This is a genomic window from Pseudomonas oplopanacis (genome assembly GCF_057128725.1).
On the sequence record NZ_JBSKHV010000014.1, the window covers coordinates 1 to 12,949 of the forward strand.

Annotated in this window: 12 protein-coding genes; 11 read left to right on the plus strand and 1 reads right to left on the minus strand. The window is 56.9% G+C overall.

Features of this window, described 5'->3' with window-relative positions; all coding sequences use genetic code 11:
* Window positions 1-294 precede the first annotated feature (294 nt).
* The 5 genes from ACWKV5_RS23485 to ACWKV5_RS23505 all read left to right on the plus strand — a co-directional run bounded on the left by ACWKV5_RS23485 (window position 295) and on the right by ACWKV5_RS23505 (window position 5,685).
* Complete coding sequence (locus ACWKV5_RS23485; protein ID WP_483843185.1) at window positions 295-1,275, plus strand: MBL fold metallo-hydrolase; 981 nt, start codon at window positions 295-297, stop codon at window positions 1,273-1,275.
* Between the two features lie 240 nt (window positions 1,276-1,515).
* Window positions 1,516-2,196 carry an alpha/beta hydrolase gene (locus ACWKV5_RS23490; protein WP_483843186.1) on the plus strand — a complete coding sequence of 227 codons (681 nt, stop codon included), beginning with the start codon at window positions 1,516-1,518 and terminating at the stop codon, window positions 2,194-2,196.
* Window positions 2,197-2,254: 58 nt separating this feature from the next.
* Window positions 2,255-3,010 carry an SDR family oxidoreductase gene (locus ACWKV5_RS23495; protein WP_483843187.1) on the plus strand — a complete coding sequence of 252 codons (756 nt, stop codon included), beginning with the start codon at window positions 2,255-2,257 and terminating at the stop codon, window positions 3,008-3,010.
* Window positions 3,011-3,246: 236 nt separating this feature from the next.
* Window positions 3,247-4,353: an alkene reductase gene (locus tag ACWKV5_RS23500; RefSeq protein ID WP_483843188.1), complete on the plus strand. Its 1,107-nt coding sequence runs from the start codon at window positions 3,247-3,249 to the stop codon at window positions 4,351-4,353.
* Window positions 4,354-4,473: 120 nt separating this feature from the next.
* A complete protein-coding gene (locus tag ACWKV5_RS23505; protein ID WP_483843189.1) occupies window positions 4,474-5,685 on the plus strand; it encodes an MFS transporter in 1,212 nt (403 codons plus the stop codon).
* An 87-nt stretch (window positions 5,686-5,772) separates the two neighbouring features.
* On the opposite strand, the gene ACWKV5_RS23510 is transcribed toward ACWKV5_RS23505, so the two are convergent.
* Window positions 5,773-6,717 (minus strand): GlxA family transcriptional regulator, encoded by a 945-nt coding sequence (locus ACWKV5_RS23510; protein ID WP_064118086.1) that lies wholly within the window; start codon window positions 6,715-6,717, stop codon window positions 5,773-5,775.
* Between the two features lie 305 nt (window positions 6,718-7,022).
* Between ACWKV5_RS23510 and ACWKV5_RS23515 the strand changes: the two genes are divergently transcribed.
* The 6 genes from ACWKV5_RS23515 to ACWKV5_RS23540 all read left to right on the plus strand — a co-directional run bounded on the left by ACWKV5_RS23515 (window position 7,023) and on the right by ACWKV5_RS23540 (window position 12,917).
* Window positions 7,023-7,745, plus strand: a complete 723-nt coding sequence (locus ACWKV5_RS23515; RefSeq protein ID WP_483843190.1) for an SDR family NAD(P)-dependent oxidoreductase — start codon at window positions 7,023-7,025, stop codon at window positions 7,743-7,745.
* Window positions 7,746-8,505: 760 nt separating this feature from the next.
* On the plus strand, window positions 8,506-9,282 hold the full coding sequence (locus tag ACWKV5_RS23520) for a transporter substrate-binding domain-containing protein (protein ID WP_483843191.1): 777 nt from the start codon (window positions 8,506-8,508) through the stop codon (window positions 9,280-9,282).
* Between the two features lie 64 nt (window positions 9,283-9,346).
* Window positions 9,347-10,024: an amino acid ABC transporter permease gene (locus tag ACWKV5_RS23525; RefSeq protein WP_027923846.1), complete on the plus strand. Its 678-nt coding sequence runs from the start codon at window positions 9,347-9,349 to the stop codon at window positions 10,022-10,024.
* On the plus strand, window positions 10,021-10,755 hold the full coding sequence (locus ACWKV5_RS23530) for an amino acid ABC transporter ATP-binding protein (protein ID WP_483843192.1): 735 nt from the start codon (window positions 10,021-10,023) through the stop codon (window positions 10,753-10,755). The genes ACWKV5_RS23525 and ACWKV5_RS23530 overlap by 4 nt, the downstream gene beginning before the upstream one ends.
* A gap of 20 nt (window positions 10,756-10,775) precedes the next feature.
* On the plus strand, window positions 10,776-12,011 hold the full coding sequence (locus ACWKV5_RS23535) for a cysteine desulfurase-like protein (protein WP_483843193.1): 1,236 nt from the start codon (window positions 10,776-10,778) through the stop codon (window positions 12,009-12,011).
* Window positions 12,012-12,047: 36 nt separating this feature from the next.
* On the plus strand, window positions 12,048-12,917 hold the full coding sequence (locus ACWKV5_RS23540) for a MurR/RpiR family transcriptional regulator (protein ID WP_483843194.1): 870 nt from the start codon (window positions 12,048-12,050) through the stop codon (window positions 12,915-12,917).
* Window positions 12,918-12,949 lie beyond the last annotated feature (32 nt).

The window sequence follows — 12,949 nt, forward strand, 5'->3', positions numbered from 1 at the left end:
GGCTTCGGTAAAGCTGCGGGTTTCGGCCACATGAATGAAGGCCGTGATGCCGCTGAGGCTGTCCATCATTTGAGGTGAGCTCGGTGCTGGGAGAGGGTTAAGGCAGAGTAGAGGCGGGCGGGGGAATTGGGAAGGGAAGTAATAGGGAGCGAGGCGTTGGCGTTGGCCGCGTTTTTAATACGACCTCTCGAATGCTGAACTAAGATCAACAGCCAGTACCGTAGGTCGCTAGTGGGAGTTGCCGGTTGGCTTCGTCCCTTTGCAGTGCTCCTCTACCAACGAAAAGGAATGGGAATGAAACTCTCCACGCTAGCTTCTCGCGCCGTCTTTGCAGTAACGCTGGCTATCGGCGGAGGACTTTTCGCAGTCGAGCCGGTTCAGGCCGCAGCGCCTATGCAACACAAGCAAGTCCCGGGCTTCTATCGCATGATGATGGGCGATTTCGAGGTCACCGCACTCTTCGATGGCGGCATCAGTATTGATTCATCGCTACTCAGCGGCGACCCGGCCCTCATCCAGTCGCTGCTGCTGCGATCGTTTTTCGATGATCCGCAAAAGGTGTCCGGTTCGGTAACGGGCTATCTCATTAATACGGGTTCAAAACTCATCCTCATCGACACGGGCACCGGAGGCCATTGGGGAGGGCCGTCACTTGGCAAGCTCACTGACAACCTGAAGGCTGCTGGCTACAAACCCGTACAAATCGACCTGGTGTTGCTGACCCATATGCACGCCGACCACATTGGCGGAATCTACGACGCCAAAGGCCAGCGCGTGTTCTCGAAGGCACAGATTTCCATGATGAAGACCGAGAGTGACTTCTGGCTGTCGAAGGACATTGCGGAAAAAGCGCCGGAGGGCGCAAAAATATTCTTCCAGATTGCCCAGGCTGCTGCTGCGCCTTATCTGGCGGCTGGCAGTTGGAAGCCATTGCAGGGCATGGATGAAATCGTGTCGGGCATTACTCCCGTTGCCATCCCGGGGCATACGCCAGGGCATGTGGGCTACAGGGTTTCGTCCAAGGGCCAATCGCTGCTGATCTGGGGCGACGTTGCCCACGTCGTCTCTGTGCAAATGCCACATCCCGAAGTGGGTATCGCGTTCGACGCTGACGGACCGACCGCAATCAAGACCCGCGAAGACCTTTTCGTGAAGTTGGCAGAGGACAAAACCCTGGTCGGTGGTGCTCATATGCCGTTCCCTGGCTTTGGGCGCCTGCGCAAGGAAGACACAGGCTATTCATGGGTGCCGGTAACCTTCATGAACCTGAACTGATGGCCCAATCGACAAGGGATAAAGCCACCTGCAGATGATCATTCAAACCAAGAGTGACCACTGTGCAGAAAGTTGCCTTAATGCTGGCTGCACTCTCTGCAGAGTATGCCAATGCTGCAACCAGTGAGATGTCCCGAAACGTCGGTATTTCGACCCATCTGCTTCTTAGCTCGCGCCTAGCATAGACCCTGAATTCACAGCACGGGCAACCCGCCCGTCTACCCGAAATCAGGAGAAGGCATGAGCACTATCGAACACGTCATTCTTGTACACGGTGCCTGGGCCGACAGCACCAGCTGGAACAAATCGCGCGCCTTGATCGAAGCCGCCGGCCTGAGTACGACCACGGTCAACCTGCCGCTGACGTCGCTGGCAGCAGATGCCGACGTCGTGTCCCAGGCCATCGCCGCCGCTCCAGGACCGGTGTTGCTGGTGGGCCATTCCTATGGCGGTGCGGTCATCAGCGAGGCAGGTGTTCACGCCAAGGTGGCGGGCCTCGTCTATATCAACGCCTTTACCCCTGACATTGGCGAATCAGCTTTGGGGCTGACCGCATTGGCCGAGCCGTCGCTGATGAGTGCCGAGATCCGCATGGATCAGGCGGGTTCGTCGAGCCTCACTTACGAGGGTGTCCATGAAGGCTTTGCTCAGGATGTGAGTGCGCAGGAGAAGCGTCAGCTGTTTGAAAACCAGCGTCCGACCGCTGTAGCGGCACTCACCGCACCACTCACTCAAGCCGCCTGGCAGGACAAGCCCAGCTGGTATCTGGTGGCGACCCTTGATAACGCCATAGCACCGGCACTTCAAGAGCTGATGGTGAAGAAGATTGGCGCCGTCAGCGACCATGTCGATGCGGGCCATTGCTCAATGATTTCCAAACCTGCGGCTGTCGCCGACCTGGTCATTCGCGCCGCCAAGTAACCGATATTTCCCCTTCATTGTTCACGCTTTTATTTCTGTAACCTCAGAGGACTCACCCATGAAACTCAATCAAAACACCATCTTTATAACCGGCGGCGGCTCTGGCATCGGCCGTGGGCTGGCCGAAGCACTGCACAAACTGGGAAACCAGGTAATTATCTCAGGTCGGCGCAAGGGCCATCTGGAAGCCGTCGTTGCAGCCAACCCGGGCATGCACGCGGTCGAACTGGATATCACCGATCCAGCCAGTATTACCGCGGTCGCGAAACAGTTGATCAACGAATTCCCGCAACTCAATGTGCTGATCAATAACGCCGGGATCATGTTGCCGGACACTGCCGCCGGCCAAGTGGATGACGAATTGCTGGCGTCGACCATTACCACCAATCTGATGGGCCCCATCCGCATGACTTCGGCGCTGATCGAGCACCTCAAGAAGGCCGATGACGCCTATGTGGCGTACACCTCGTCAGTACTTGGTTTCGTGCCCATGGCGCTGACGGCGGTGTACAGCGCCACCAAGGCCGCGCTGCACTCTTATGCCCTGTCTCAGCGCTTCATGCTGCGCGATACCTCGGTCAAGGTGCTGGAAATCGCGCCGCCATGGGTACGTACCGAGCTGATGGATAGCTCCGAAGCGGAACTGGCGATGCCATTGGATGAGTTTATTGCCGAGACGATAGCGGTGCTGGGCACGGACGCGGTTGAAATTCTGGTCGAGCGGGCCAAGCCATTGCGCGCTAATGCAGGGGCGGATGAACACGCCTTTGTCACTGAGTTCAATGCTCAGCTATTGGCACTCTACGCCCAGTGAGCACCCTACGGCGCTTGCATGAGTGCGGGCGCCGTTATCCGGACATCGACAGTTCGATCTCCATGATCGCCAGCATTACAGCCAAAAAGTCCGAAGTGATGGGAAACGCGGCCCATTTATTCACTCCGGAAAATCACCTTTACTGATGCCAAGCGCCCCAACCCCGAAAGCCCACATGGCCATCGACCCGGGCGGATATCCAATGGCTCTACACATACACTTCAATCGAGGCAACCATGTCCAAACTTCATTCCCCAGTTAAAGTCGGGCGGTTCACCTTCGCCCACCGCATTGTATTGGCACCGCTGACCCGCATGCGTGCCGAAGAGGGCGCTCGTCCTGGCGCCCTGATGGCCGAGTACTACGCCCAGCGCACTTCCGAAGGCGGTTTCCTGATCGGTGAAGCCACCATCGCCGCGCCAAACGGCAACGGCTATCTCGGCGCACCAGGCCTGTTCGACGACAGCCAGATCGCGGGCTGGAAACACGTCACTGACGCCGTGCACGCTAAAGGCGGCAAGATCTTTCTGCAGCTTTATCATGCGGGTCGCCAATCCAATGTCGACGTGCAGCCTGCAGGCAGCATCCCCGTCGGCCCATCGGAAGTCCTGCACGGCGGCGTTGCTTACACTACCGAAGGTTGGGTACCCAATACCCCGAACCGCGCCCTGACCATCGAAGACATCGCAGGCCTGGTGGAAAGCTTCCGCACTGCTGCCGAACGTGGCGTGAAAGCCGGTTTTGACGGCGTGGAACTGCATGGTGCCAACGGTTATTTGATCGACCAGTTCCTGCAGGACAACAGCAACAAGCGCACCGACATTTACGGCGGCTCGTTCGAAAACCGCGCACGCTTTCTGCTGGAAGTGACCAACGCGCTGATTTCGGTGTGGGGCAGTGATCGAGTGGCGGTTCGTGTCGGCCCGAGCGGCACCTGGGGTGACATGGGCGACAGCGATCCAGAAGGCCTGTTCACCTACGTCGCGCAACAACTGGCGCCGCTGAACCTGGCTTACCTGCACCTGATCGAGCCGCGCATCCTGGGCAACATCGAGGACGAGAATGCCGACCCGGCGCCGGTCGCTGCCCAGCTGATGCGCAAACACTACAAAGGCGTGATCATTGCTGCCGGTGGCTTTGACGGCGAATCCGCCGAGGCCATCCTTCAGGCTGGCGACGCCGATCTGGTGGCCTTCGGTCGCCACTTCATCGCCAACCCGGATTTGCCGGAGCGCCTGCGCCACAATCTGCCACTGAACGCTTATGACCGTCCGACCTTTTTTGGCGGTACCGAGGTGGGTTACACCGACTACGAGTTTTATAAAGAAGAAGCGATTGCGTAACGTCTTTCGCCAAGCTCGAGTTGCTTTAGCGCAGATACCAAACGAAGCCCCCTCGCGGGGGCTTTTTTATGTGTACACGCGATCTACAGGGCGCCATCACTTTTTCACAGCTGGAATACCATGAACTCAACCCAATTCATCAAAAGCAACCGGCCGCTGTATTGGCTGGCCTTAGGCACGTTTGCCGTCGGTACCGAAAGCTTCATGATCGCGGGCTTGCTTCCCGGAATGGCGAAGGATCTTGGCGTTAGCGTTGCCACGGCGGGTCAGTTGGTCACGGTATTTGCTCTGGCCTATGCACTGAGCTCTCCAGTGCTGGCTGCGCTGACCGGGAACCTGAACCGGCGCAGGCTGCTGATTGGTGCCATGGCGATATTTGCGCTGGCCAATCTGCTGGCCTTCACGGCCAGTGGTTATTGGTCGTTGATGGCCGCGAGAGTGGTGCTGGCACTCGCGGCGGCAGTGTATGTACCCGGTGCGAACGCACTGGCCAGCGTGGTCGTGCCTCCCGAACAGCGTGGCCGCGCCATCGCTATCGTCAACGGTGGCCTGTCGCTTGCCATTGCCCTGGGAGTTCCGGCGGGCACGGTACTGGGGGCGGCAATGGGTTGGCGCGCCACGTTCGGCAGCGTCGCGATCATTGCCGCGTTGGCTGTTGCCGGTTTGCTGATAGGCCTTCCACGCGAGATAGGAACCGGACTCGCTACTGCCAGCCTGCGCCAGCGAATTTCAACGGCGGCTCAGCCTGCGGTTTTGCATACGTTGCTGATCACTACGTTGTGGGCGATGGCGAGCTACACCACTTACACCTATCTCGCTCCGCTTTTGGAGGCCACCACCCTTATAAATGGCCCGGCAATAGGTTTCGTGCTATTTGGCTGGGGTGTTTCAGCCGCAATCGGCCTGGCCATCAGCGGCCGGGCGGTAGACCGAAGAGGTCCGCGCGCAGTGATCCTGCCAGCGTTGGCGACATCCACTACCGCATTCGTCGTCCTGTCGCTGGCGCCGCACTTTATCGGCAAACAGTTTTTAATTGTGCCGATAGTCCTCGCCATCGCTGCCTGGGGCGTGGCGCACTGGGCTTTTTATCCTGCACAGCAAACCACGCTGGTCGGCGTGGCCGGCGTTGCGAGCGCGCCAGTGGTGTTGTCGCTCAACGCCTCCTTCATGTACCTCGGTTTCTCACTGGGTGCGGGTCTCGGCTCTCTGACATTGCACTACAGCTCATTGGCCAACCTTGGCTTTGTCAGTGCCCTTTGCGCAGCAACGGCCTTGGCCTTGGCCTACACATCCGGCCGCCGACCTGCACCGCAACTTCAACCTTCAAATTAAATAATCTATACGCTCTAAAAGTAGCGTTCCAAGAATGAATAACGGCGGCCAATGGCCGCCGTTATTCTGCTGCGAAAAAATAGAAGCTTATACCTCAGCGTTGGAACCGAAGGTCCGGCGCAACGATTGCGGGGATTGACCATACACGCGCAGGAAGGCCCGGCGCATGCGTTCACGGTCGCCAAAGCCGGTCTCCGAGGCCACCGCCTCAAGCGTTAGTCGCCCCTGTTCGATCATCAATCGGGCGGCCTCCAGACGTAGATTCTCAATGGCCTTGGCGGGGGAGCTTCCGGTCTGCTCGCGAAAGCTTCGACTGAATTGCCGAGGACTCAGGCACGCCGCATCCGCCAGGTCTTCTACGGAAAGGTCGCGACGCAGGTTTTTTCGAGCAAAGTCCAGCGATTGCTGAATGCGGTCGGAGCTCGGACTCAGTTCCAGCATCGCCGAATGCTGGGACTGCCCACCCGCGCGGCGATGGTATAGCACCAGCCGCTGCGAGACGGTCCGGGCCAGCGCGGCACCGTAATCCTTCTCGACCATACCGATGGTTAAATCGAGCGCAGCGGTCATGCCTGCCGAGGTCCAGATCTTGCCATCGATGATGAAGATGCGATCTTCTTCTACCTTAATTGCGGGGAATCTATCGCGCATTTCCTTGGCGCGAGCCCAGTGCACTGTGGCTCGACGGCCATCGAGCAATCCGGACTCGGCAAGCGCGAAAGCACCGACGCACAAAGCGCCTACCCGCCGTGAATGTGCATTGGCTTCAACCAGAAAGGAGTGAATACCGTCCGACGCCGAACTGCGATCCATTGCACCACTGATCAAGACGGTATCGAAATCAGTCTTGTTGAACTGCTGAGTATCAACCGACGTGAACAGGGAGCTGGCGACCAAGCCACCATGCTCGGATAGCACACTGATGTCGTAGAGTTTTTCACCCGCGGCCAGGTTGGCAAACTCGAAAGCTGAAAGCGCAGCAAGGCTCATCACTTGAAAATCGGGCCGTACGATTAACGCCACACTTTGCATAAAAACTCCCGTTCGCCCAGTTGAACACTGGCTTGACGCATGAATGTCTGGTGACAGGCGAAACGTAAGCATGCGCGAAAATCGCGGGACTGCAAGCAGAACCGCGATTTCGAGGGGGTTAGCGTTTTGCGCCGGATAAATTCAGTAAGACCGAGCTTGAGCTACGAGAAACTTCGGAATGCCAACATTTCCGGCCATAAACTTGACCAGACCAAGGCCGAAAATGATGGTTTTACGGCCTTTACCGACATACGGGCGTTCACTACTCTGGCCCTATTACATGCACCGCCTTTGGAGCAAACCGCATGACTCATAAAGGCACGGCCGTTATAACCGGCGCGGGTACAGCAATAGGCATAGCTTTCGCCCACCGACTGACTCAGCGGGGCTACGACTTGATTTTAATTGCGGTGGATCGGCCGCAATTAATGACGCTTGCTGCAGCGCTCACTGACTCCAGCGGACGATCGGTGGAAGTGCTGAATGCTGATTTGGCAGTGTCCGCCGAAGTTGTCCGCATCGAGGCCTTGTTAAGTCAGGACGCCAGTATCACATTGCTCATCAACCATCACGACATCACAGAGGAAAATGAGATAGGGGCCACAATCGCCTTGGGGATCACTGCTCCCGTACGCTTGTCTTACGCATTGGCAAATGGTTTCGTAAAGAGGGGCGCCGGAACGGTTATCAATCTGGTGCCCGTGTTCGAGGCGAGTTCCGGTGCTGCCATTGAGTCGGCGAACAGCGCTTTTTTGCTCTCGCTATCCCACGCGCTGCGGCAGCATTTCAATAAAGTCGCAGTACGTGTTCAAGCAATTTTGTATGCAGGTTCACAGCAGACCCAATATCAAAGCGCAGTGGCCATTGTGGATGCCGCGCTAGAGGATTTTGATTCTGGAGAAGCCATCTCGCTACCCAAGTTTGCCGATCGGGTGATATGGAATAAATTCGAGGTTGCCCGGCTGGAATTGCTCAGTCGGGTAGCAGGGAGCCCCAATATCGGCTCACCTGCACGTCTGCTCCATTGACCTGCGGCGGGTAGCGAATGCGTGTCTCCCCGCTAAGCGATTGCAGGCATCCTCGTCCAAATAGAGCGGATATCCCGCCCATTTGAGTTCAGCAGCCGACAAGGACGACTACGCCGGTCTTAAGTCGGCTGGCCCAGCGACCACATGGTGTCCTGTTCATCCTGCCTGCGTGGTATTGCTCCTGCGGATTAGGGCAACGTCACTTATTCGATACTACCCGCATGCGCCTTCCCCCTGCGTGTGAAACCCCAACCTGTGAGTCTATGTGTTGGGTTTCCTGTTGATCGTTTACTTCGACCTTTTGTTTAACGTCTATAGGCACAGTATGCGTTAGCGGGAAATTCCGTCCTTGACTTCGGCAGGACGGTTAGCGAGATCGCCTCGCTCGATGACAGGTCGCAACCTCTTGCGAGCTTGCTGGCGGCGATGCTTGCAGGACCTTTGGGCACGAAATACGTCATCCTATTAACCACGCTGTTGGACGCGGCGCACCTATCCTGGTTTGCTAATGATGCAAATCCCCGGGTCGCTTCTGCCGGATGCCTGTCGCGAAGTCTGCTGCGCGCGGCCACCTTGATCAGTTCTGAGCGTAACTAGCCCTTTGGACGTGACGCTTGAGGAAAACTGAATACGATAGTGGAGCAAAAAATTCATAGACAGACGGTGTTGAAATAAATAATCCAGTGATTTACTCTCGATCCCACGTTGTACGAGATCAACCGCTGTTAGCACCTAAAAAAACAAACAATCGGGAGCAAACATGAAAGCGAAAGTGATGTTGGGATTGTTCATGACGGCCGCAGTTTCACTGCCAACCTGGGCCGCGGACTGGACCGTAGGTGCTAACGTTGGCAACGTGCCCTGGGAGTTTCAGGATTCCAAAGGCGAGTTTGTCGGCTTCGAAGTTGATGTTGTAAAAGAGGTGGCCAAGCGCGCCGGAAAAAGCGTCGAGTTCGTCAATATTCCCTTCAACGGCCTGTTCAGTGCCGTGCAATCCAAACGTGTTGAAATCGCTATCTCATCAATCACTATCACTCCCAAACGTCTGGAGTCGGTAGCCTTTGCGCAGCCTTACTTCGACAGTGACCAGTCGCTCACCGCACTGACCACTTCCAAGGTCAAAAGCCTGGCCGACATGAACGGCAAGGTGGTGGGTGTCGACACTGGCTCGACCGGCGACATGTGGATCGGCCAACACAAGGACGAGTACAAGTTCGCCGATGTCTCGCGCTATGAAGGGCTGTCGCCAGCCATGCTCGACCTGGCTTCCGGACGAATCGATGGCTACCTCAGCGACATTCCTGCGGTGCTCTACTACATCAAGGACAAACCGCAGTATTCCATCGTGGCGCGTATTCCCACTGGTGAGCGCTACTCGCTGATGCACGCCAAAGGCTGGGCGATGAGCGATCAGGTCAACGACATCATCAGCAAGATGAAAGAAGACGGCACGCTCGGAAAAATCCACAAACAGTGGTTCGGCGCCGACGCCGATAAAGATTCGAGCACCCTGAAAGTGACCGCCGTCCTCAAGTAAGCCCTGCTGATGATGCATGTAAGTGGCGACACCTGTTCGCCACTTGTATTGACCGAGGTATCCCATGGATCTTTTGCAGACATTCTTCAACTGGAACGTGCTCGTCGATTCGCTTCCGCTGATGATGCGCGGTCTGGGCGTGACCATTTTGCTTGGGGTGGTGAGTATTGCCCTGGGCCTGGTGGGCGGGCTATTGCTAGCATTGCTGCGGTTGTACTCCTACGCACCTGTTCGAGCGCTTGCGCGTATCTACATCGATATCATGCGCTCCATTCCATTACTGGTTTTGCTGGTCCTCATCTATTACGCGCTGCCTTTTGTGGGTATTCGACTGTCGTCTTTTGCGGCCGCTGCCAGTGCGCTCTCGCTTGTCTCATGCGCTTACAGTGCGGAGATTTTTCGTTCGGGCATCGAGGCCATTCCCCGTGGCCAGTTCGAAGCGTCCGCTTCTCAAGGCATGAGTTTTTTCAACACCATGCGTGACGTGGTCTTGCCGCAGGCTATCCGCATCGTGATGCCGCCCATGACCAGCAATTGCATCAACGTGATGAAAGACACGGCGCTCGCCTCAGTCGTAGCGATGCCTGACTTGCTGAAGCAGGCAACCCAGGCGCAGGCACTGGCAGCTAACCCGACACCGCTGGTGGGGGCCGCGTTGCTTTACCTCTTGCTGCTGTTGCCGCTGGTGCAGATGGTCAGCTGGGTTGAGCGTCGTAACGCCTCTGGAGGAAAAACCGCATGAGCACGTTGATCGACATTGAAAAACTCGACAAGTACTACGGCAGTTTCAAAGCGTTAAGCGATATCAACCTGCAGGTTGAAGAGGGTGAAGTGGTGGTCATTCTTGGTCCGTCCGGCTCGGGAAAATCGACCTTGATCCGCTGCATAAATCTGCTCGAAGACTACCAGCAAGGCCATATCCGCGTAGCCGGTGAGCGGGTTGAAAACGGTCCGCGACTGAGCGCAATTCGTAGTGAAGTGGGCATGGTATTTCAGAGCTTCAACCTCTATCCGCACCTCACTGTCCTTGACAATGTATCGCTGGCGCCGATCCGTGTTCGCGGGCTGAGTCGGCGTGATGCGCACGCCAGGGCCAAGGAGCTATTGGTGAAAGTCGGCATGGGCGATCACGCGCACAAATACCCGAGCCAATTGTCTGGCGGGCAACAGCAGCGTGTTGCTATTGCCCGAACCATGGCCATGGAACCTCGCGCAATTCTGTTCGACGAACCGACTTCGGCACTGGACCCGGAAATGGTTGGCGAAGTACTCGATGTCATGCAGAACCTTGCTCGCTCCGGCGTCACGATGGTTGTGGTGACTCACGAAATGGGCTTTGCCCGTCGGGTCGCCGACCGGGTGATCTTCATGGAAAGCGGACGCATTGTTGAGCAGAACATCCCTGAACCGTTTTTTACCGCACCTAAGGAACCTCGTACAAAAGCGTTCCTGCAGGCCATCTTGCACCATTGACTCAGGCTGGAGAAAGTAGAGTGAATCCTCTCGATATTGATTACGTTCGCAAGCAATTTCCAGGTCTGGCCGATGGTTATGCCTACATGGACAACGCCGGTGGTTCGATGGTGCTGAACGCCGTGGCTGAGCGGGTCGTTGATTACATGCTCAATAGTAGCGTGCAACTGGGCGCTTCTTACCAACCTTCCGTCGACGCTGGGGTGCGAGTGATGCAGGCACGGCACTCGGTGATGCAGTTGATCAATGCCGAGCATCCCGAAGAAGTGATCATGGGCGGTTCGACCACCCACTTGTTGCAAATACTGTGTCGTGCCATCGCCCCGTCAATCGTTCCGGGCGATGAAATCATCGTCACCAATTGTGATCACGAGGCGAACATCGGTCCTTGGGTCCAGCTTTGCGAAAGCCGTGGTGCGACCCTGCGCGTTTGGCAGGTCAATCAGGATAGTTGTGAGCTGGAGCTGGATGACCTGCAGGTCTTGCTCAATGACAAAACCCGCTATGTGGCGATGACCCACACCTCGAATATTCTCGGCTCGATCAATCCTGTCGCCGAGGTTGCGCGACGTGTGCATGCGGTGGGCGCCAAGCTGTGCGTGGACGCCGTCGCTTATGCGCCACACCGCCTGGTTGATGTTCAGGCGAGCGGTGCCGATTTCTACGTCTATAGCTTCTACAAAACCTTCGGTCCACACTTTGCCGTGCTCTGGGGGCGTCGCTATCTGTTGCTGGAATTGCCGAGCCTTAACCACTTCTTTATCGGTCAGGATGTGGTGCCTTACAAATTGCAGCCGGGTAACGTCAACTATGAGCTGTCCTTCGGTTGCATCGGCATTACCGATTATTTGCTCGACATCAGTACCCGGCTGGGTGCACAGGGCAGCGAACGCCAGTGCATGCAGGCTGCGTTCGATGCCTTCGAGGTGCAGGAAGATTTGCTCGCCGAGCGTCTGCTGGCATTTTTGCGCCAGCGTGAGGGCGTTCGGATCATTGGCAAAGCGCATACCCGCAATCGAGTGCCAACGATCAGTTTCGTGGTTGAAGGCGTTCAGTCCGAGGAGGTTGTGCGCAGGGTCGATGAGCACCGGATCGGCATTCGTTTTGGTGACTTCTATGCGCGACGACTAATCGAGGCCCTTGGGCTTGATCAGTTTGGCGGGGTGGTGCGGGTGTCGTTGGCGCACTACAACACGCTGGAAGAAGTCGATCGCCTCATCACTGCACTGGATCAAGCAATCAATGCGTTGCGTTGACCGGCGTACACACTTCTAATTTTACGAGCCTTCATTATGGCCTTACCTGAAACCCTTGCAGAGCTGCGTGACTGTATCGCGGCCCAGCACGAACAACTGACCGGTCGCCTGCGCGATGCTGCCCGATTCCTGATCGACAACCCGCATGAGATCGCACTCAACACGGTGGCCGAATTGGGTAAGCGCTCGAGCATCGCGCCTTCCGCTTATATTCGGCTGGCCCAGGCCCTTGGCTTTGCAGGTTTCAAGGATTTGCAGCGGCTGTTTCGCGCCCCGTTGCAGCAGGCTGCCGACACTCAAAGCGAGCGCATTCGGCACTACGGCGGCGAGACGTTGTTGGAGGACCCAAGTGACGTCGGCGCAATTCTGCGAGAGTTCAGCCAGGCCAACATCGTTTCTCTGGAACACCTGGCCGAAGGCGGTGAACAGGCCAATATCGAAGCCGCCATTGCCCATTTGCAAGTCGCTCGTACCACCTTTGTCATCGGTATGCGTCGCGCCTTTCCGGTTGCCGCCTATCTGAGCTACGCGTTGAGTCGTGTGGGCCGGCGAACCGTGCACATCAGCGGCGCTGGCGGCACGTTGCCGGAGCAGGTCAGCGCCATTGCCGAAGATGATTTGTTGATAGCCGTCAGCTTTCCGCCATACGCCAATGACACCATTGAGGCGTGTCGTCAGGCGCGGGCTGCAGGCGTGACGCTGGTGGCGATCACTGACAGCGTTCTGAGCCCTATCGGGCAGATGGCCGATACGGTGATCGAGGTCAACGACGCTGAATTACTAGGCTTTCGTTCACTGACCGCTTCGTTCTGTATTGCGCAAACCCTGGCGATGGGGCTTGCCTTCAGCGAGTGGGAATCGGATAGCACCTTCAGTCATGACCGACTGAAGGATATCGACTGCTAAGCCGCTACCTTCGCTACGTACTTATTTAACCA

What these genes read in the sequence shown, in the direction of transcription:
- ACWKV5_RS23505 (WP_483843189.1), top strand. Translation starts at nt 4,474, where the DNA reads ATGAACTCAACCCAATTCATCAAAAGCAACCGGCCGCTGTATTGGCTG.
- ACWKV5_RS23485 (WP_483843185.1), top strand. Translation starts at nt 295, where the DNA reads ATGAAACTCTCCACGCTAGCTTCTCGCGCCGTCTTTGCAGTAACGCTG.
- ACWKV5_RS23490 (WP_483843186.1), top strand. Translation starts at nt 1,516, where the DNA reads ATGAGCACTATCGAACACGTCATTCTTGTACACGGTGCCTGGGCCGAC.
- ACWKV5_RS23515 (WP_483843190.1), top strand. Translation starts at nt 7,023, where the DNA reads ATGACTCATAAAGGCACGGCCGTTATAACCGGCGCGGGTACAGCAATA.
- ACWKV5_RS23500 (WP_483843188.1), top strand. Translation starts at nt 3,247, where the DNA reads ATGTCCAAACTTCATTCCCCAGTTAAAGTCGGGCGGTTCACCTTCGCC.
- ACWKV5_RS23510 (WP_064118086.1), bottom strand. Translation starts at nt 6,717, where the DNA reads ATGCAAAGTGTGGCGTTAATCGTACGGCCCGATTTTCAAGTGATGAGC.
- ACWKV5_RS23530 (WP_483843192.1), top strand. Translation starts at nt 10,021, where the DNA reads ATGAGCACGTTGATCGACATTGAAAAACTCGACAAGTACTACGGCAGT.
- ACWKV5_RS23495 (WP_483843187.1), top strand. Translation starts at nt 2,255, where the DNA reads ATGAAACTCAATCAAAACACCATCTTTATAACCGGCGGCGGCTCTGGC.
- ACWKV5_RS23525 (WP_027923846.1), top strand. Translation starts at nt 9,347, where the DNA reads ATGGATCTTTTGCAGACATTCTTCAACTGGAACGTGCTCGTCGATTCG.
- ACWKV5_RS23540 (WP_483843194.1), top strand. Translation starts at nt 12,048, where the DNA reads ATGGCCTTACCTGAAACCCTTGCAGAGCTGCGTGACTGTATCGCGGCC.
- ACWKV5_RS23520 (WP_483843191.1), top strand. Translation starts at nt 8,506, where the DNA reads ATGAAAGCGAAAGTGATGTTGGGATTGTTCATGACGGCCGCAGTTTCA.